Consider the following 18,840-nt stretch of genomic DNA (forward strand, 5'->3'; position numbering starts at 1 on the left):
CCATGGCCGCCGTCCCGGAGCCCGGCGGCGACGACCTCAGCCGGTCGGGCGCCCAGTGGTATGCGGCCGAGTGGGCCAGGGCGGTGCGCCGGCTCGGTTTCGTGCCGCTCAGCGCGGCGGAGACCGAGCGCCTGCTGCACCTGCACACGGTCCGGCTGGCCCAGGCCCTGCTCGCCGAGCCCTTCTCGCCCCTGCCGGCCGAGGAGGTGGGGCGCGCGCTGGTCGAGGAGCACCTGACCGAACCCCGGGTGCTCGACTGGTCGGTGCGGGCCCTCGGCGACCGGTTCGCCGCCCGGGTGGTGCCGGGCCGGGCCCACCGGGACGGGACGGCGCAACGGGTCGCGGCGTTGCAGGGCGGACTCGCCGCCGGCTTCGCCCGCGCCCTGCGCGACCGCACCTTCGCGCAGCAGGAGCGGATCGCCCGCTCGGCCTGGCAGGCCCGCGACGACGTGGAGCAGGCCCTGCGCGACAGCGAGGCCCGGTTCCGGGCCGTCTTCGTGGGGGCGGCCACGGGGATCGGCATCGCCGGTGTCGACGGCCAGATCATCGACGTCAACCAGGCGTTCGCGGACATGCTCGGCTACTCCATCGAGGAGCTGCGCCAGACCAATGTGGCCGCACTGTTCCACCCCGACGACGCGGCCGGGATGTGGGAGCTCTACCAGGAGCTGATCGAGGGCAAGCAGGACCGGGCCCGGGTGGAGAAGCGCTACTACCGCAAGGACGGCAGCGTGGTCTGGACGGACCTGTCCGTCTCGCTGATCCGCCACGACGACGGCCGGCCCCGGTTCACCGTCGCGATGATCGAGGACATCACCGAGCGGCACGAACTCCAGCAGCGGCTGCGCTTCCAGGCGCTGCACGACCCGCTCACCGGCCTGCCCAACCGGACGCTGTTCTTCGAGACGCTGAGCCGGGTCTTCGACGTCGCCGACGCGGCCCGACGGGTCGGGGTCTGCTTCCTCGACCTGGACGGCTTCAAGGCGGTCAACGACAGCCTCGGCCACGACCTCGGCGACCGGCTGCTCGTGGTGATCGCCAAGCGGCTGGCCGACTGCGTCGCGGGCCGCGGCCACCTCGTCGCCCGGATGGGCGGGGACGAGTTCGTCATCCTGGTCGACGACGGCGCCGGGATCGACGACGCGGTGGGTGTCGCCGAGCTGGCCCTGGCCGCGGTCTCCGCCCCGGTCCACATCGGCGAGCAGCAGCTCGCGGTGTCGGCGAGCGTCGGGATCGTCGAGTGCCCGGTCGGCGGGACGAGCGCGTTGGAGCTGATGAAGGCCGCCGACACCACGCTCTACTGGGCGAAGGCGGAGGGCCGGGGCCGGTGGGCGGTCTACGACCCGGAGCGCGGCGCCCGGGACATTGCCCGCTCCGCCCTGGCCGCCGGGCTGCCGGCGGCGCTGGACCGGGGCGAGTTCGTCGTGCACTACCAGCCGATCGTGTCCCTGGTCGAGGGCTCGATGCTGGCCGTGGAGGCGCTGGTCCGGTGGCAGCACCCGGAGCTGGGGCTGATCGGGCCGGACCGGTTCATCGGGCTCGCCGAGGAGACCGGCCTGATCGTCCGGCTCGGCGAGTGGGTGCTGCGGCAGGCCTGCCGGGACGCGGAGGCGTGGCGGCGCGAGTTCCCCCGGGCGCAGCTGGTGGTCAGCGTCAACCTGGCCGCCCGGCAGGCCGACGACCCGGGGATCGTGGACACCGTGGCCGACGTGCTGGCCTCCACCGGGCTGCCGGCGGATCTGCTGCAACTGGAGCTGACGGAGAGCGCGGTGATGGGCACCGCCGGGGAGCCGCTGCGGTCGCTGCACCGGCTGGCCGCCCTCGGCGTACGGATGGCGATCGACGACTTCGGCACCGGCTACTCCAACCTGGCGTACCTGCGTCGGCTGCCGATCCACTGCCTCAAGCTGGCCGGGCCGTTCGTCGAGGGCATCCGGGGTGAGGACGCCGAGGCGGCGCCCGACCACCGGGACGAACGGATCGTGGACGCGCTGGTGCGGCTGGCGCACGCGCTGGAGCTGTGGGTGACCGCCGAGGCGGTGGAGACCGGGGTACAGGCCGAGCGGCTGCGCGCGCTGCGCTGCGACACCGGGCAGGGCCGGTTCTTCGGCCCGCCCGCACCGGCGGCGGAGATCACCGCCCGGCTACGTGGCGACGACGACCGGGGAGCGACGGCATGAGCCTGACGGACAGCGAGGCGGCGGTCGCCGTACTCGCCGGGTTGGCGATCCTCGCCGGGCTCGCCGGGGTGGTGGTGCCCGGCCTGCCGGCGCTGCCGCTGTGCTGGGGCGGGGTGCTGGTCTGGGCGATCTTCGGCGGCGCCGGCCCCGGCCGCTGGGCGGTGCTCGCCGCCGCGACCGTGGTCGCCGCGGGCGGCACCGTCGTCAAGTACGCCTGGCCGGGGCGGAACCTGAAACGCACCGGGGTGCCCACCTCGTCGCTGCTCGCCGGTGGCCTGCTGGGCCTGGTCGGCTTCTTCGTGGTCCCGGTGATCGGGCTGGTGCTCGGCTTCGTCGGCGGGGTGTGGGCGGCGGAGCGGCTGCGGCTGGGCGACTCCCGGCTGGCCTGGCCGGCGACGAAGCAGGCGGTCGCGGCGGCCGGCCTGTCCATGCTTGTCGAGTTCCTCGCCGGTCTGCTCGTCGCCGCGCTCTGGGTCGCCGGGCTGCTGCTCGCCTGAGCCGACGCGGGCGGCCGCGCCGGATCGAGCCGGTGCGGTGCGTGCCGCTTGCTCCGACGGAATCGGTGCGGTGCGGTGCGGATCGGACCTGTACGGGCCGGGCCGGTCGCTCGGTTCGAGCCGATGCGGGTGCGGTGCGCGCGGCGCGGGGCGGGCGTCGGGTACGGCGCAGCGCCGTACGGTGAGAGAGAGGTGACGTGCCCCGCGCCGCCGCGTGCCGGGCGGTCCGAGCGCCCGGCGGTGGCCCGTCGCGATCGGGCCTGGTCACGGCCTCAAGCATGCGGTCCACGAGCCGGCACGGCAACGTAATTTGCCGGCTCGGCCGGCCTGCCGACCCGCGGGCGCTGGCCGTGCCGGCCGGGGCCGGTCGGGCAGGGCGACGGCGGCTGCCGGGTCCGGCGGCTGCGCTGCGAGGCGGGCCCGGGTGCGTGCCGGGGCGGTTGCCGGGATGCCGGGCGGGGCATTGACGGTCGACCGGTTCAGCCAGTAGACCTTGGTGATGGAGGCCCGCCGATGAGGAAAGCTCCGCTCACGTTGGAACAGCTGCGGGTCGCCGTCGCAGAGGATGAGATCGACACCGTGGTGCTGGCCCTGGTCGACATGCAGGGCCGGTTGCAGGGCAAGCGGTTCCACGCGCCCTACTTCCTCGACCAGGTGGCCGCGCACGGCAGCGAGGGCTGCAACTACCTGCTGGCCGTCGACGTCGACATGAACACGGTCGACGGGTACGCGATGTCGAGCTGGGAACGCGGCTACGGCGACTTCGCCATGGTGCCGGACTTCGACACGCTGCGCCGGGTGCCCTGGCAGCCGGGCAGCGCGCTGCTCCTGGCCGACCTGGCCTGGCTGGACGGGTCCCCGGTGGTCGCCTCGCCCCGGCAGATCCTACGCCGGCAGCTCGACCGGCTGGCCGCGCACGGGCTGACCGCGTACGCCGGCACCGAGCTGGAGTTCGTGCTGTTCCGCGACTCGTACGAGGAAGCCTGGCAGCGCGGTTACCGGGACCTGACCCCGGCCAACCAGTACAACGTGGACTACTCGCTGCTCGGCACCGCCCGGGTGGAGCCGCTGCTGCGCCGCATCCGGCGGGAGATGGCCGGGGCGGGGCTCACCCCGGAGAGCGCGAAGGGGGAGTGCAACCTCGGCCAGCACGAGATCGCCTTCCGCTACGACGAGGCGGTGGCCTGCGCCGACCACCACGTGATCTACAAGAACGGGGCGAAGGAGATCGCCGCCCAGGAGGGCATGTCGATCACCTTCATGGCCAAGCCGAACGCGCGCGAGGGCAACTCCTGCCACATCCACTTCTCGCTGCGCGACGCCGACGGCCGCTCGGCGATGCTCGGCGACGGGCCGGCGCACCTGTCGACGACCGGGCAGCGGGTGCTGGCCGGGCTGCTGGCCACGATGCGCGAGTTCAGCCTCCTGTTCGCCCCGAACATCAACTCGTACAAGCGCTACCAGCCCGGGTCGTTCGCACCCACCGCGCTGCGCTGGGGCACGGACAACCGCACCTGCGCGCTGCGGCTGGTCGGGCACGGGCAGGGCATGCGGGTGGAGAACCGGGTGCCGGGGGCGGACGTGAACCCGTACCTGGCGATCGCGGCACTCGTCGCCGGCGCGGTGCACGGCATCGAGCGGGAGCTGGCACTGGGCGAGGAGTGCACCGGCAACGCGTACGACGATCCGGCCGCCGACCGGGTCCCCGGCACGCTCCGCGACGCCCTGGCGCTCTGGGAGGGCTCGACGGTGGCTGCCGAGGCGTTCGGCGACGAGGTGACGGCCCACTACGCCAACCAGGCGCGCATCGAGCTGACGGCCTTCGACGCCGCCGTGACGGACTGGGAGCTGATCCGTGGCTTCGAACGCCTCTGACGGAGGGGAGGGGTCGGGGTTGAGTGAGGTGGTGGATCCGAGTACCGGGGAGGTCGTGGGGGGCGTGCCCGCCACGTCGGTCGGGGAGGTCGACGCGGCGATCGCGCGGGCGGACGCGGCCTTCCGGCGCTGGCGGGCGGTGGCGCCGGGGGAGCGGGCGCGGGTGTTGCGGCGGTTCGCGGCGGTGGTCGACGCGCACCTGGAGGAGCTGGCGCGGCTGGAGGTGCGCAACTCCGGGCACACCATCGGCAACGCGCGGTGGGAGGCGGGCAACGTCCGCGACGTCCTCGACTACTACGCGGGCGCGCCCGAGCGGCTGACCGGGCGGCAGATCCCGGTGCCGGGCGGGCTGGACGTGACGTTCCACGAGCCGCTCGGCGTGGTCGGCGTGATCGTGCCCTGGAACTTTCCGATGCCGATCGCCGCGTGGGGCTTCGCGCCGGCGCTCGCGGCCGGCAACACCGTGGTGCTCAAGCCCGCCGAGCTGACCCCGCTGACGGCGCTGCGCCTGGCGGAGCTGGCGCGCGAGGCGGGCGTACCCGACGACGTGTTCACCGTGCTGCCGGGCGCCGGGTCCGTGGTGGGGGAGCGGTTCGTCACCCACCCCGCCGTCCGCAAGGTCTGCTTCACCGGTTCCACGGAGGTGGGCACCCGGATCATGGCCGGCTGCGCCGCGCAGGTGAAACGGCTGACCCTGGAGCTGGGCGGCAAGAGCGCCAACCTCGTCTTCGCCGACGCGGACCTGGAGCGGGCGGCGGCCACCGCCCCGTACGCCGTCTTCGACAACGCCGGCCAGGACTGCTGCGCCCGGTCGCGGATCCTGGTCCAGCGGCCGGTGTACGACCGGTTCCTGGAACTGCTCGAACCGGCGGTACGCGCGCTGCGGGTGGAGGACCCGTCCCGGGAAACCGCCGAGATGGGCCCGTTGATCTCCGCCGCCCAGCGGGACCGGGTGGCCGGGTACGTCGACGGGGCGAAGATCGCCTTCACCGGCTCCCGCCCCGACGGCCCCGGCTTCTGGTACGCCCCGACGGTGCTGCTCGCCGAATCGACAGCGGACCGGCACTGGCGGGAGGAGATCTTCGGCCCGGTCGTCTCGGTGTTCCCGTTCGACGACGAGGCCGACGCGATCCGCCTCGCCAACGACACCGAGTACGGCCTCTCCGGCTCGGTCTGGACCCGGGACGTGGGCCGGGCGGTGCGGGTGGCGCGGGCCGTGGAGGCGGGCAACCTCAGCGTCAACTCGCACTCCTCGGTGCGCTACTGGACGCCGTTCGGCGGGATGAAGCGTTCCGGGCTGGGCCGCGAGCTGGGCCCCGACGCGCTGCACGCCTTCACGGACGTCAAGAACGTGTTCATCGCGACGGAGGAGTGATCAGGTGCGGGGTCGACTTGAGGACCGGGTGGCCGTGGTCACCGGAGCGGGCAGCGGGATCGGGCTGGCCACCGTGCGGCGGTTCGCCGCCGAGGGGGCCCGGGTGGTCTGCGTGGACGTCGACGCGGAGGCGGGTGGGCGGGCCGCCGAGGAGGTCGGCGGCGAGTTCGTCGCCACCGACGTCGCCGACGAGGCGGCCGTACGGGACCTCTTCGACGGCGTGGCCGAGCGGCACGGGCGCATCGACGTGGCGTTCAACAACGCCGGCATCTCCCCGCCGGATGACGACTCCATCCTGACCACGGGACTGGACGCCTGGGAGCGCGTGCTGCGGGTCAACACCACGAGCGTCTACCTCTGCTGCAAGCACGTCATCCCGCACATGCGCCGGCAGGGCAAGGGCTCGATCATCAACACCGCGTCGTTCGTGGCCCTGATGGGGGCGGCCACCTCGCAGATCGCGTACACGGCGAGCAAGGGCGGGGTGCTGGCGATGACCAGGGAGCTGGGCGTGCAGTTCGCCCGGGAGGGCATCCGCGTCAACGCGCTCTGCCCCGGCCCGGTCGCCACCCCGCTGCTGCTGGAGCTCTTCGCCGCCGACCCGGAGCGGGCCGCCCGCCGGCTGGTGCACGTGCCGATGGGGCGGTTCGGAGAGCCGGAGGAGATCGCCGCCGCGGTGGCGTTCCTGGCCAGCGACGACTCGTCCTTCATGACCGCCGCGCAGTTCGTCGTGGACGGCGGCATCACCGGCGCGTACGTCACCCCGCTGTGAGCCGGCCACTGATCGGGATCACCGCGTACGTCGAGCCGGTCGGCTGGGGGGTGTGGCGGGACGTGCCGGCGGTGCTGCTGCCCGAGGCGTACGTCCGGGCGGTCACCGCGGCCGGGGGCCGGGCGGTGGTGCTGCCCCCGGACGACCGCGACGCGGACGTGCTGCGGGTGCTCGACGGGCTGGTCCTGGCCGGCGGCGCGGACGTCGACCCGGCCCGGTACGGCCAGCCGCCGGCGCCCCGCACGGAGAGCCGGCCCGGCCGCGACGCGGGCGAGCTGGCCCTGCTCACCGCGGCGCTCGACACCGACCTGCCGGTGCTCGGGGTCTGCCGGGGGATGCAACTGCTCGCCGTCGCCGCCGGTGGGGCGCTGCACCAGCACCTGCCGGACCTGGTGGGGCACGACCTGCACCGCCCCGCCCCCGGCGTCTACGGCGGGCACGGCGTGCGGTTCGCCCCGGGCAGCCTGGCCGCGACGGTGATGGCCGGGGTGGACCGGGTCAACTCCTACCATCACCAGGCGGTGGCCGACCCGGGCCGGCTGGCGGTGACCGGCTGGTCCGACGACGGGGTGGTCGAGGCGGTCGAGGATCCGCATCGGCCCTTCCTGCTGGGCGTGCAGTGGCACCCGGAGAACGAGCCCGATCCGCGACCCATCGCCGCCCTGGTCCGGGCCGCCCGGGAAGGCCGGGTCGGCCCGGCGCGCCGGTGACGCACCCCCCTCCACCGCCGCCGCGGGCGGGTGGGGGTGTCGCACATCACAGCCGCCTCCCGGGGTGGTGCCCGCCCGGGGCCGTATCGTCCCGTGCACGGGACTGAAATGCCGCGCTGGTCCAGATTCGGGTGACCAGCCGTCCTGTGTGGACCCGGCCCCGCGACGGCGCGTCCGGGGGATGGCGGCCCGGTGCGGCGGACATGAACAGCGCACGACGGGCGGTATGCGTTACGTTGCTCGTCCGTCGGGGTACCAAGCGGGGCAGGGCCGGTCGGATCACCGGACCGAGGCGGTGACGGCCGGAGCGGGAGGAACTATGAGCTCGGCCCAGGGGGGCGTGGACGAGGGTTGCCCGTCCGAGGTGGGCCAGCAGGTTGATCTTCCCCCGTTGCTGGCCGCCGCCTTCGCCGGCGGCGGCGAGATGGGCGGGTTGATGGGCCGCCTCGACTGGTCCGCCCACCCGCTCGGCACCCCCGACCGGTGGCCGCCGGCGCTCTGCTCGGCGATCGGCCTCATGCTCGCCTCCAGCGCGCAGATCGTCATGTTCTGGGGCGAGGACGAACTCGCCTTCTACAACGACGCCTACCGCCCCACGATCGGCGGCAAGCACCCGGACGTGCTGGGCCAGCCGGCCCGCGAGCACTGGGCGGAGACCTGGAGCGTGCTCGGGCCGCTGCTGGAGGGCGTCCGGCGGGGCGGCCGGTCGTACCGGGCGCAGGACCACCCCTTCCCGCTCGACCGGCGCGGCTTCCTGGAGGAGACGTACTTCGACGTCTCCTACGACCCGATCCTGGCCGCCGACGGCACCGTCGCCGGCGTCTTCTGCATCGTCAACGAGACCACGGGCCGGGTGGTCGGCGAGCGCCGGCTGCGACTGCTGGCCGAGCTGGGCACCGACCTGGCAGAGGTGGACAGCCGGCCCGAGCTGGGCCGGGTCGCGGCGGCGGTGCTCGACCGGCACCGGCCGGACGTGCCGTTCTCGCTGGTGTACCTGTCCGACGAGGCCGGCAACCTGGCCCTGACCGGGTGCGGCGGCGTCGGCCCACGGGCGGTCGCCACGCCCCCGCCGGCGCGGCTCGCCGAGGTCACCGCCGCCGGCACCGCCGTCACCGTCGCCGTCACGGACCTGCTCACCGAGGCTCCGGCCGACGCGACCGGTGAGGCGCTGGTGCTGCCGGTCACCGCCGGGAACGAGACCGTGGGCGCGCTGGCCGTCGGCGTCGCCCGCCGCCAGCCGCTCACCGAGGAGTACCGGGACTTCTTCGACCTGGTCGCCGCGCAGCTCTCCCGGGCCGTCGGGCGGCAGCAGGCGTACGAGCAGGAACGCACCCGCGCCGCCGAGCTGGCCGCCCTGGACCGGGCCAAGACCAACTTCTTCGCCAACGTCAGCCACGAGTTCCGCACCCCGCTGACCCTGGTGCTCGGTCCGCTGGAGGACCTGCTGGCCGACCCGGCGCTGCCGGAGGCGTACACCGAACGGCTCACCACCATGCACCGCAACGCGCTGCGGCTGCTCAAGCTGGTCAACACGGTGCTCGACTTCTCCCGGCTGGAGTCCGGGCGGCTGGCCGCCCGCTACCAGCCCACCGACCTCGCCGACTACACCGCCCGCCTGGCCAGCACGTTCCGGTCGGCCACCCAGCGGACCGGGCTGCGCCTGGTCGTGGACTGCCCGCCGCTGCCGGCGCCGGTCTTCGTGGACCGGGACATGTGGGAGAAGGTCGTCCTCAACCTGGTCTCGAACGCGGTGAAGTTCACCTTCGACGGCGAGATCCGGGTGCGGATCCGCGCCGTCGACGGGGCCGCCCGGCTGGAGGTCACCGACACCGGCGTCGGCATCGTGCCGGAGGAACTGCCGCAGATCTTCGAGCGCTTCCACCGGGTGCCCGGGGTGCGTTCGCGCAGCCACGAGGGCACCGGGATCGGCCTGGCACTGGTCCGCGAGCTGGTCGAGATGCACGGCGGCGAGGTGGCCGTGCGCAGCCGCGTCGACGAGGGCAGCACGTTCACCGTGACCGTTCCGTTCGGCGCCGGGCACCTGCCGGTCGAGCGGGTCGTCGACGCCGGCCCGCCGGCGCAGGTCGAGCTGGCGCAGGCCGACCTCTACGTCGCGGAGACGGCGCTCTGGACCGTCGCCGCCGGGTCGGCCGACGGTGCCGGCTCGGCCCGGGGGACCGGCACCGCCGGCCGGATCCTGGTCGCCGACGACAACGCCGACCTGCGCGAGCACGTCACCCGGCTGCTCTCCCCGTCCTGGGAGGTGGTCGCGGTCACCGACGGCGTGGAGGCGCTGCGGCACGCCGTCGACGGCTCGTTCGACCTGGTGCTGACCGACGTGATGATGCCCCGGCTCGACGGGTTCGGGCTGGTCGCCGCGTTGCGCGCGGATCCGCGTACCCGGCACCTGCCGATCGTGCTGCTCTCCGCCCGGGCCGGCTCCGCCGAGGAGGTCGCCGGGCTCGCGGTCGGCGCCGACGACTACCTCACCAAGCCCTTCTCCGGTCAGGAGTTGACCGCCCGGGTACGGGCCAACGTCGAGCTGGGCCAGCTCCGCGGCCAGATCATCCGTGGGCTGCGGGCCCTGGCCGACGCGGCGGTCGCGGTCAACACCGCCCGCTCCACGGCCGACGTGCTCCAGGTCGCCGCGCGGCACGCCCTGAGCCTCGCCGAGGCCGCCCGGGTGGTGGTCTCCGCCACCGGGATGCGCTTCGAGGCCGACGGCGGCGGGCTAGCCTCGATCGAGCCGTCCTTCGTGCTGCCGCTGACCGGCACCGCCGGCGAGCGGCTCGGCGAGCTGCGGGTCTGGCGTCCGGACGGCGACGGGACCCACACCGACGAGGCCGCGCTCACCCAGCTCGCCCGGCTGGTCGGCGTGCGGCTGGAGAACGCCCAGCTCTACGAGGCCGAGCACCGTATCGCCACCACGCTCCAGCACAGCCTGCTGCCCCGGTCACTGCCGCAGCTGCCGGGCGCCCTGGTGGCCAGCCGCTACCTGCCGGGCAGCGCCGACGTGGAGGTCGGTGGGGACTGGTACGACGTCGTCGCGCTCGGCGACGACGAGCTGGTGCTGGCGATCGGCGACGTGGTCGGCAAGGGCGTGCGGGCGGCCGCCGCGATGGGCCAGCTCCGCAACGCGCTGCGGGCGTACGTCCTGGAGGGCTTCGATCCCGGCGAGTCGCTGACCCGGCTCAACCGGCTCGTCGGCACCAACGAGGGCCGCTCCTTCGCGACGGTGTTCTGCCTGTGGTTCAGCCCCTGTACCGGCCGGATGCGGTACGCCAGCGCCGGCCACCCGTCCCCGCTGCTGATCCGAGGAGACGACGTGGCGTTCCTGCACGACCGGGCGCTCGGGCCGCCGGTCGGGGCGATCCCCGACACGGCCTACCGGACGGTCGAGGGGGAGCTGGCCGCCGGGAGCCGGCTGCTGCTCTTCACCGACGGGCTGATCGAGGACCGGCAGCTCGGCATCGACGCCGCGCTGGCCACGCTGCGGCAGGACGCGGCCACCCCCGGCGAGCACGTGACCGACCTGATCGACGCCGTGGTGGAGCGGGTCGCCGGTCGGCCGTTGCGCGACGACGTCGCGGTGCTCGCCCTGGAGGCGGCGGAACTCAACCGGTTCGCGCTGCGGCTGCCGGCCGATCCCACCCGGCTCAGCGTGCTGCGCAAGCGGCTGGAGGACTTCCTCGTCGCGCACAAGGTCAGCGAGACGGACCTGTTCGACCTGACCGTCGCCGTCTCCGAGGCGGCCGCCAACGCCATCGAGCACCCGGTCGAGCCGGCCGAGCCGACGATCGGCGTCGAGGTGACCATCTCCGACCGCACGGTGGTCGCCACGGTGCGCGACAGCGGCCGGTGGCGGGAGTCGACCGGATCGGGCTTCCGGGGGCGGGGACTGTCCCTCATCGAGGCGCTGGGGGAGCTGTCGGTGCACCGTACCGCCGAGGGGACCGAGGTGACGCTGCGCCGGCGGCTGGCGGACTGAGCGCGGCCGGCGGCGCTCCGGGCGCGCGCCCGGTCGTGCGGCGCGGGTGCGGGGGGTCAGGCCGGGCGGAGCCAGGCCTGGTCGGCCAGGCCGGAGATGTCCAGCACCCGGTGGACCTGCCGCGACGGCAGCACGGTGAGCGCGCCGGGAAGCTGCTGGGCCAGCCGGACCACGGCGTGGATGGCCGCCGAGTCGAAGAAGGTGACCGCCCGCAGGTCGAGCGTCACCCGCTCGGCCGGCTCCCGCAGCGCGGTCTGGAACATGACGTCGGCGGTGGCCATGTCGACCTCGCCGGTGACCAGGACGCATAGGTGGTCACCGTCGATCTCCGCGCTGGCGGAGAAGACGGGAGACGCGCCGCCTCCTTGATCCACGGAGCCACAATTGCACAGCGGACCGGGCACGGCAACAACCGCTCCGGGCGGGCGGTGGCGGGGGTCACCACCGGGCGCGGCGATAAACTCGCGTCATGACCGTCCGTGCGCCGCTGACCCCCGGCACGCTCACCCCGCTGCGGCCCGTGCCCGCCCACATCGTCCGCCCGGAGTACGTGGGCAAGAAGCGTCCCCAAGAGTGGCGCGGCTCGCACGTGCAGACCCCGGAGACCATCGAGAAGATGCGGGTCGCCGGTCGGCTCGCGGCGCAGGCCACCCAGCTCGCCGGCGAGCACTGCAAGCCGGGCGTGAGCACCGACGAGATCGACCGGGTCGTGCACGAGTTCCTCTGCGACCACGGCGCCTACCCGTCGACGCTGGGCTACCGGGGCTTCCCGAAGTCCTGCTGCACCAGCCTCAACGAGGTGATCTGCCACGGCATCCCCGACTCCACCGTGCTCGCCGACGGCGACATCATCAACGTCGACGTGACCGCGTACCTCGACGGCGTGCACGGCGACACGGACGCCACCTTCTGCGTGGGCGAGGTCGACGAGGAGGCCCGGCTGCTGGTCGAGCGCACCCACGAGGCGATGATGCGCGGCATCCGCGCGGTCGCCCCGGGCCGCCAGATCAACGTGATCGGCCGGGTCATCGAGTCGTACGCGAAGCGCTTCGGCTACGGCGTCGTGCGCGACTTCACCGGCCACGGGATCGGCGAGGCGTTCCACAGCGGGCTCTACGTGCCGCACTACGACAGCCCTCGCCCCACGGACGTGATGGAGCCGGGGATGACCTTCACCATCGAGCCGATGATCACCCTCGGCACCCACGAGTACGACATGTGGGACGACGGCTGGACCGTGGTGACGAAGGACCGCAGGTGGACGGCCCAGTTCGAGCACACCATCGTGGTGACCGAGGACGGCCACGAGATCCTCACGCTGCCGTGACGGAGACCCCGGCGGCGCTGCGTGAGGCGCACCACGCGGACGTCTCCGGCGGTTGGCTGCGCCCCGCCGTCTTCGGGGCGATGGACGGGCTGGTCACCAACATCGCCCTGATCGCCGGGGTGGCGGGCGGCGGGGTGTCGCCGCGCAGCGTCGTGCTCACCGGCGTGGCCGGCCTGGTGGCGGGCGCCATCTCGATGGGGCTGGGGGAGTACACCAGCGTCCGCTCGGCGAACGAACAGGTCGCGGCCGAGGTCGCCAAGGAGCGTCGCGAGCTGGAGCGGCACCCCGAGGCGGAGGCGCGCGAGCTGGCCGAGGCGTGGGTCGCCCGGGGACTGCCGCCCGACCTGGCCATGGAGGTCGCCCAGGCCGTCCGGCGCAACCCGGAGGAGGCGCTGCGGGTGCACGTCCGGGAGGAGCTCGGCGTCGACCCGGACGAGCAGCCCAGCCCCTGGGCTGCGGCGATCTCGTCGTTCCTGTTCTTCTCGGTCGGGGCGCTGGTGCCGCTGCTGACGTACCTGTTCGGCGCGACGAGCCTGTGGCTGGCGCTCGCGGTCGGCGGGCTCGGGCTCTTCGTGGCCGGGGCGGTGGTCGCCCGGTTCACCGCCCGGCCCTGGTGGTCCGGCGGTCTGCGTCAGCTCCTGCTCGGCGCGGCGGCGGCCGGCGCCACGTATCTCGTCGGCACCCTCATCGGCGTGCAGGGCGGGCTCGGCTGACCTTTCCGCGCCGGCCCTCCCGGCACCGACGGGCGCCGGGCGCCGTCCGGCGCGGTGTCAGCCGTCGAGAAGGTCGTCGACCGTGCCGTCGACGGGGCGGCCCCGGGCCGCCAGCTCGTCCGCCTGGCGGGCCAGGACGACGCCCACCTCGGTCATGTCCGCGCCCGCCAGTCCCGTCCGACGCACCGCGTCGCCCGGGTCGCGGAAGTAGGTGCGGCTGAGCAGGCCGGCGACCGTGGCCGCCGCCAGCCGCGCCTCGCCGAGCATCAGCAGCGCCTGGTCGGTCTCGTACCACTCGGCCAGCCGGGCGGCGCGGGCGTGCGCCGCGCCGCCCCGGTACCAGGCCCGGCGGGCCGCCGTGCTGAACTCGGCCGGCCGGGCCCGGGCCAGCCGGCCCAGGTGCGCGTCGCGCAGGGTGCGCAGCCAGCCGGTGGGGTCGTGCAGCGCCCGGGTGCTGACGTACCGGTCGGCGGTCAACGGCCAGAGCGGAGAGATCACCCGGGCCTGGCGCAGGTAGTCGTCGGCGCCGGCCACGGTCAGGTCGACCAGCACGCCGTCGACCCGCCGCGTCGCCGGGGAGGGCCCGCCGCCGGGCCGGTACGTCACCACCAGCAGCCCGACCTCGCCGTCCCCGCCGCCGTCGTCGTCGCCGTGGGCGAGCGGGCCGTGCACCGCGACCGCCAGCACGTCGGCCGGGAACCGCCGGCGCACGGCGTCGGCGACCCGCTCGGCCACCGCCCACCGTGGATCGTCGGGGTGGGGTTCGCCGTCGGCGCCGGTCACCGCACCAGCCTATTCGCGGGCGGTCGACCCGTCCGGCACGCCGCGCCCGGTGGGCACCAGCCGGAAGACGAGGATCTCCCGGCCGCCGGCCCGCTGGGCGTACGTCCGGTAGGCGGGCCACTCCGTGACCAGCAGCGTCCAGAGGCGGTCCCGTTCGGCGCCGGTGGCGACCTCGGCGCGCACCGGGACGCGGCGGCCCTTGACGGCCACCTCGGCGGCCGGATCGGCGCGCAGGTTCATCGCCCAGCCGGGCTGGTGGGTCTGGCCGAAGTTGGAACCGACCACCACGTACGCGTCGCCGTCGGGCACGTAGAGCAGCGGATTGCTGCGCGGCTTGCCGGAGCGGCGGCCGGTGGTCGTGATGACCAGCGACGGGATGAGCCCGAGCGCGACCACCCGCCCCCGGGTGAGCCGCCCCACCATCCGGTCGGCGGGGACGAGCAGGCGGACGGCGGCGCCGAACCAGCGGTGGTGACCGACACGGCGGGTCAGGGCTCCCAGTACGGGCACGGCGACCAGTGTGCCCGCTCCCGGCCCGTCAGTCGAGACGTCGCTCGACCGGCAGCCGCGACCGGGTGAAGAAGCCCGCGCCGAGCATCGCGACCAGCGGCACCACGACCAGGACGCCGAGCGTGGTCCAGGGGACCACCACCGGGTACGGCTCCGTGACCGGCCACAGGGTGGCGTACCGGCGGTTGAGGGCGGTCAGGATGATCGACGCGGAGCCGAGGCCGGCGACGATGCCGAGCGCGGAGCCCAGTACGGCGATCACCCCGGACTGGCAGAGCGAGAGCAGCCGGCGCAGCCCCGGGCCGGCGCCGACCGCCGCGAGGGTGGACAGGTCGGCCCGCCCCTCGGCCGCCGCCAGCCCGGTGGCGATGGCGGCGGCGCCCAGGGTGATCACCCCGGCGGCGGCGGCCAGCAGGAGCAGCAGCGGCCGCCCCGCGTCGCCCTGCGTGCCCCGGTCGATCTCGACCTGCGCGTGCAGCGGACGTACGGCGGCGACGAACCGGTCCTGCCGGTCCTCGTCGGGCACGCCGTCGGCGGCGATCGCCCAGCCGAGCGGGTGGACGCTCAGGCCGAGCCGCCCGGCGGCCGCCGGGGAGAGCAGCAGCCGGTCCGCCCCCAGCGCGGTGGGCAGCGGATACCCGGCGACGGTGGTGACGGCCTGCGGGTCGGGCCGGGCCTGCCCGGCGCGGGTCACCCGCACGTCGACCCGCCCGTCGCGCACGTAGCGCGGATGGGTCACGACCGCGCCGCCGGCCCGCAGCACGGCGGTGGCGGCGGCGACGTCGGCGGGGGTGGCGCCGGTGAGCGCCGGCAGGGCCGTCCCGTCGTCCACCAGGACGTGGAAGTACCGGCCGAGGTGCTCCTCGGGTTCCGCGCAGCGGGCGTCGGCGCGGGCGCGGCGCTGCTGCTCCGGGGTGAGCCTGTCACCCGGCGTCCACGGGCAGACGCGCTCGGCGGGCAGCACCGGCGAGACCACGCACAGGTCGGTGGCCGTGCCGCACCGGGGCTCCGCCAGCGGCGCCACCGTCCGGACCCCCAGGTGGGCGCGCGCGGCCTCGCTGACCCGGGGCAGGTCGGGCAGGCTTTCCCCGTCCGACCCGGTGACCAGCACCGTGGTGGCCGGCAGGGTCGGCAGGTACATCGTGGCCGACCGGGCGTCGTCGCTGGCCAGGTACACCCCGATGGCGACGCTGCCGGCGACCGCGGCCATCACGGCGGAGATCGCGGGCGCGGTCGACGACCGGTTGCGGCTGGCGTCGCGCAGCGCGATCCGGGGCGCCAGCGGCAGCGACCGCCCGAGGCGGGCGAGCAGGCCGACCAGCGTCGGGGTGGCGAAGACCAGGCCCAACTCGCCGAGGACGAGGCCGGCCAGGATGACCGCCGGCGCCGTCCGGGCCGCCCCGAACGCGGCCACCGCGGCCCCGGCGGCGGCCAGGACCGCCCCGACGGTCAACCAGCGTCGCCGGTGCGCCGGCGGGGTGCGCCGGCCGGCCAGCCCCGCCACCACGTCCTGCCGGGCGGCCGTCCAGGCCGGGGCCAGCGCGGCCAGCACCCCGGCCAGCACCGCGACGGCGGCGATCGCCGCGAGCGCCTCCGGCCACCAGCGGTACGCGCCGAAGCGCGCGCCGAAGAGGTGCTGCTCCACCAGGGAGCGGCCGGCGAACGCGGCGGCGACGCCCAGCGCGACCCCGACGGCGGCGCCGACGGCACCCAGCACCACGCCGTCGGCCAGCACGATGCGGCGCAGGTGGGCGTCGTCCCCGCCCGCCACGGCGACCAGCGCGAGGTCCCGGCGCCGCCGCCGTACGCCGACCGCGAAGGCCGGCCCGACGAGCAGCACCACCTCCAGCAGCCCCAGCCCGCCGACGAGCACCGAGACGCTCATCCCCTCCACGTCCATCGCGGAGCGGCCGTACGCCGGGAACGTGACGGTGTCCGACGCCGGGGCGGGGACCCGGGCGTGCACCACGACGCCGTGGGCGTTGAGCCGGCGGAACAGCTCCTCGTCGGGGTCGCCGGGCAGGTCGACCAGCCAGCTCGTGCCCGGCTCGGCCTCCATCCGCCCCTCCGACGGGTGCAGCGTCACCACCGGGCCCAGGTCGTCGGGGTACTCGGCCACCCCGACCACCCGCCAGGAGCGGGCGCCGTCGCCGGAGGTGACGGTGCCGCCGAGGCGGGCGTCGAGGCGGCGCAGGGCCGCCGGGCTGACCGCCATCTCGCCCGGCCCGGCCGGCGCCCGCCCCGAGTGGAACCGGACCAGCCCCCGGCCGAGCGGGTCGTCGAGGTCCACGGCGCGCGCCGTGAGGCCGGCGTCGACCCGCTCGCCGACCAGGGCGTCGAACGACACCCAGCGGCGCAGCGGGACCACCCGGCTCCCGGCCGGCAGCAGGGCGGCCACCTGCCCGGCGGTGACGGGCCCGGCCGAGGGACCGTCGTCCGGGTCGGTACGCCAGGTCTCGGCCCAGGCGCTCTGCACGAGGGGGGTCCGCGTCACCCAGTTCAGCTCCGCGTCGGCCACGCCGAGCTGGCGGTCGGCCCGCTCCACCGGGGTCAGCTCGGACATCCGCCAGCTCACCGCGGTGAAGCTCAGCACCAGCACCGGCAGCGTGATCATCGCGAGCACCAGCGCCGTACGCCCCCGGGCCCGCCGGGCCTCCCGCCGGGCGATGCGCAGCGCGGCCCACCAGGAGCCGGCGGCCCGGGCGAGCCGGCCGCCCCGGCCCGCGCTCACCGACCGCTGCCGCTCAGCAGCTGCTCCACGCTGCCCAGCGGGGCCGTCGTGTCGACAAGCACCCCGTCGCGCAGGAAGACGACCCGGTCGGCCCAGGCGGCGTGTCGTGCCTCGTGGGTGACCAGCACGGCGGCGGCCCCGGCGTCCACGCGCCGGCGCAGCAGGTGCAGCACCGCCTCGCCGGTCTGCGAGTCCAGCGCGCCGGTCGGTTCGTCGGCGAGCACCAGTCGCCGTTCGCCGACGAGCGCGCGGGCGATGGCCACCCGCTGCTGCTGGCCGCCGGAGAGCTGGTCGGGGAACCGGTCGCCCAGCTCGGGCAGTCCCACCTCGGCCAGCGCGTCCAGCGCGAGGCGGCGGGCCCGGCGTACGCCCGTGCCGTCGAGTTCGAGGGGGAGGGCGACGTTCTCCACGGCGCTGAGGCTGCCGAGCAGGTTGAGGTCCTGGAAGACGTAGCCGATGCGGCGGCGCCGCACCTGGGCCAGCCGCCGCCGGTCGAGGGCGCCGAGCGGCTCACCCTCGACGTACACCTCGCCCGCGGTCGGGCCGTCCAGCCCGCCGGCCAGGGCGAGCAGGGTCGACTTCCCCGAGCCGGACGGTCCCATCACGGCGACGAGTTCCCCCGCGCGCACGGTGAGGCTCACCCCGCGCAGCGCGTGCACGGCCGCCGCGCCGGAGCCGTGGGTGCGGTGCACGGCACGCACGTCGAGCACGGGTGTGGCGGGGCTCCCGCCCGCCGGCCCGCTCCCCGTGCTCACCGTCGCGCCTCCTGGTCCGTCCGGTCCACCGCCTCGGCGGGCGTCGTCGGCACGCGCCCGGGCTCCGTCGGACGGTAGCGCACCAGGCTCGTCTCGCAGTGGTCCAGCCAGCGCACCTCGGCCTCGGCCTGGAAGACCATGGCGTCCAGCACCAGCCGCCACGGCAGGTCCTCGGGACGGTCGCTGGCGTACTTCAACCGGGTCAACTCCTGCAACGTCCGCATGGTCGCGCTGCGCTGGGTCTGCACCACCGATCGGACGTCCACCCCGGGGGTGGTCAGCGCGAGGGCGAGCTTGATCGCCAGCTCGTCCCGGGGCCGGTCGGTGCGGCTGATCGGAGTGGCGAACCACAGGGCCAGGTCCGTCCGCCCGGCGTCGGTGATCTCGTACGGGCGCTGCCCCGTCTCGCTCTCGGGCAGCGACCGGACCAGCCCGTCCCGCTCCAGCCGGGACAGGGTGGTGTAGACCTGCCCGATGTTGAGCGGCCAGGTCGAGCCGGTCGACTCCTCGAATGCGGCGCGCAGCTGGTAGCCGTACATCTGGCCGCGTTCGAGCAGGGCGAGCAGCCCGTGACGGATGGACATGGCAACGGAGTATGCATACCTGGTATGCGACCCGCAACCG

Annotated in this window: 15 protein-coding genes; 9 read left to right on the forward strand and 6 right to left on the reverse strand. The window is 75.2% G+C overall.

The window, feature by feature from the left end; translation table 11 throughout:
* Positions 1 to 2 precede the first annotated feature (2 nt).
* From EV374_RS07045 to EV374_RS07075, 7 genes are all read left to right on the forward strand, one after another.
* Positions 3 to 2,180 carry an EAL domain-containing protein gene (locus tag EV374_RS07045; protein WP_132232780.1) on the forward strand — a complete coding sequence of 726 codons (2,178 nt, stop codon included), beginning with the start codon at positions 3 to 5 and terminating at the stop codon, positions 2,178 to 2,180.
* Positions 2,177 to 2,677, forward strand: coding sequence for a DUF456 domain-containing protein (locus EV374_RS07050; RefSeq protein ID WP_132232782.1), 501 nt, complete (start codon positions 2,177 to 2,179; stop codon positions 2,675 to 2,677). Before EV374_RS07045 ends, EV374_RS07050 begins: the two co-directional genes overlap by 4 nt.
* A gap of 513 nt (positions 2,678 to 3,190) precedes the next feature.
* Positions 3,191 to 4,552: a glutamine synthetase family protein gene (locus tag EV374_RS07055; RefSeq protein WP_132232784.1), complete on the forward strand. Its 1,362-nt coding sequence runs from the start codon at positions 3,191 to 3,193 to the stop codon at positions 4,550 to 4,552.
* 19 nt (positions 4,553 to 4,571) lie between these two features.
* Positions 4,572 to 5,927 carry an aldehyde dehydrogenase family protein gene (locus tag EV374_RS07060; protein ID WP_132232786.1) on the forward strand — a complete coding sequence of 452 codons (1,356 nt, stop codon included), beginning with the start codon at positions 4,572 to 4,574 and terminating at the stop codon, positions 5,925 to 5,927.
* A 4-nt stretch (positions 5,928 to 5,931) separates the two neighbouring features.
* Complete coding sequence (locus EV374_RS07065; protein ID WP_132232788.1) at positions 5,932 to 6,699, forward strand: 3-oxoacyl-ACP reductase; 768 nt, start codon at positions 5,932 to 5,934, stop codon at positions 6,697 to 6,699.
* Entirely contained in the window at positions 6,696 to 7,409 is a 714-nt protein-coding gene (locus EV374_RS07070) for a gamma-glutamyl-gamma-aminobutyrate hydrolase family protein (protein ID WP_132232790.1), read from the forward strand. The genes EV374_RS07065 and EV374_RS07070 overlap by 4 nt, the downstream gene beginning before the upstream one ends.
* Before the next feature lie 319 nt (positions 7,410 to 7,728).
* Positions 7,729 to 11,397, forward strand: coding sequence for a SpoIIE family protein phosphatase (locus EV374_RS07075; RefSeq protein ID WP_132232792.1), 3,669 nt, complete (start codon positions 7,729 to 7,731; stop codon positions 11,395 to 11,397).
* A gap of 56 nt (positions 11,398 to 11,453) precedes the next feature.
* On the opposite strand, the gene EV374_RS07080 is transcribed toward EV374_RS07075, so the two are convergent.
* A complete protein-coding gene (locus EV374_RS07080; protein WP_486485620.1) occupies positions 11,454 to 11,771 on the reverse strand; it encodes an STAS domain-containing protein in 318 nt (105 codons plus the stop codon).
* Positions 11,772 to 11,866: 95 nt separating this feature from the next.
* Here EV374_RS07080 and map point away from each other — a divergent pair, with 95 nt between their 5' ends.
* Both map and EV374_RS07090 read left to right on the forward strand, forming a co-directional pair.
* Complete coding sequence (gene map / locus EV374_RS07085) at positions 11,867 to 12,724, forward strand: type I methionyl aminopeptidase (protein ID WP_132232796.1); 858 nt, start codon at positions 11,867 to 11,869, stop codon at positions 12,722 to 12,724.
* Entirely contained in the window at positions 12,721 to 13,437 is a 717-nt protein-coding gene (locus EV374_RS07090; protein ID WP_132232798.1) for a VIT1/CCC1 transporter family protein, read from the forward strand. Before map ends, EV374_RS07090 begins: the two co-directional genes overlap by 4 nt.
* 57 nt (positions 13,438 to 13,494) lie before the next feature.
* Here the strand turns inward: EV374_RS07090 and EV374_RS07095 are convergent, their stop codons facing one another.
* The 5 genes from EV374_RS07095 to EV374_RS07115 are packed head-to-tail and all read right to left on the reverse strand — an operon-like array spanning position 13,495 to position 18,800.
* Positions 13,495 to 14,220 carry a nucleotidyltransferase domain-containing protein gene (locus EV374_RS07095; protein WP_132232800.1) on the reverse strand — a complete coding sequence of 242 codons (726 nt, stop codon included), beginning with the start codon at positions 14,218 to 14,220 and terminating at the stop codon, positions 13,495 to 13,497.
* 9 nt (positions 14,221 to 14,229) lie between these two features.
* Positions 14,230 to 14,730: a nitroreductase/quinone reductase family protein gene (locus EV374_RS07100; RefSeq protein ID WP_132232802.1), complete on the reverse strand. Its 501-nt coding sequence runs from the start codon at positions 14,728 to 14,730 to the stop codon at positions 14,230 to 14,232.
* A 28-nt stretch (positions 14,731 to 14,758) separates the two neighbouring features.
* Entirely contained in the window at positions 14,759 to 17,461 is a 2,703-nt protein-coding gene (locus tag EV374_RS07105) for an FtsX-like permease family protein (protein ID WP_132232804.1), read from the reverse strand.
* A complete protein-coding gene (locus tag EV374_RS07110; protein ID WP_486485621.1) occupies positions 17,458 to 18,216 on the reverse strand; it encodes an ABC transporter ATP-binding protein in 759 nt (252 codons plus the stop codon). The genes EV374_RS07105 and EV374_RS07110 overlap by 4 nt, the downstream gene beginning before the upstream one ends.
* Positions 18,213 to 18,800: a PadR family transcriptional regulator gene (locus tag EV374_RS07115; RefSeq protein ID WP_132232806.1), complete on the reverse strand. Its 588-nt coding sequence runs from the start codon at positions 18,798 to 18,800 to the stop codon at positions 18,213 to 18,215. Before EV374_RS07115 ends, EV374_RS07110 begins: the two co-directional genes overlap by 4 nt.
* Between the last annotated feature and the right edge of the window lie 40 nt (positions 18,801 to 18,840).

It is taken from the genome of Micromonospora sp. CNZ303 (assembly GCF_004345505.1).

What these genes read in the sequence shown, in the direction of transcription:
- EV374_RS07045 (WP_132232780.1), top strand. Translation starts at nt 3, where the DNA reads ATGGCCGCCGTCCCGGAGCCCGGCGGCGACGACCTCAGCCGGTCGGGC.
- EV374_RS07050 (WP_132232782.1), top strand. Translation starts at nt 2,177, where the DNA reads ATGAGCCTGACGGACAGCGAGGCGGCGGTCGCCGTACTCGCCGGGTTG.
- EV374_RS07055 (WP_132232784.1), top strand. Translation starts at nt 3,191, where the DNA reads ATGAGGAAAGCTCCGCTCACGTTGGAACAGCTGCGGGTCGCCGTCGCA.
- EV374_RS07075 (WP_132232792.1), top strand. Translation starts at nt 7,729, where the DNA reads ATGAGCTCGGCCCAGGGGGGCGTGGACGAGGGTTGCCCGTCCGAGGTG.
- map (WP_132232796.1), top strand. Translation starts at nt 11,867, where the DNA reads ATGACCGTCCGTGCGCCGCTGACCCCCGGCACGCTCACCCCGCTGCGG.
- EV374_RS07115 (WP_132232806.1), bottom strand. Translation starts at nt 18,800, where the DNA reads ATGTCCATCCGTCACGGGCTGCTCGCCCTGCTCGAACGCGGCCAGATG.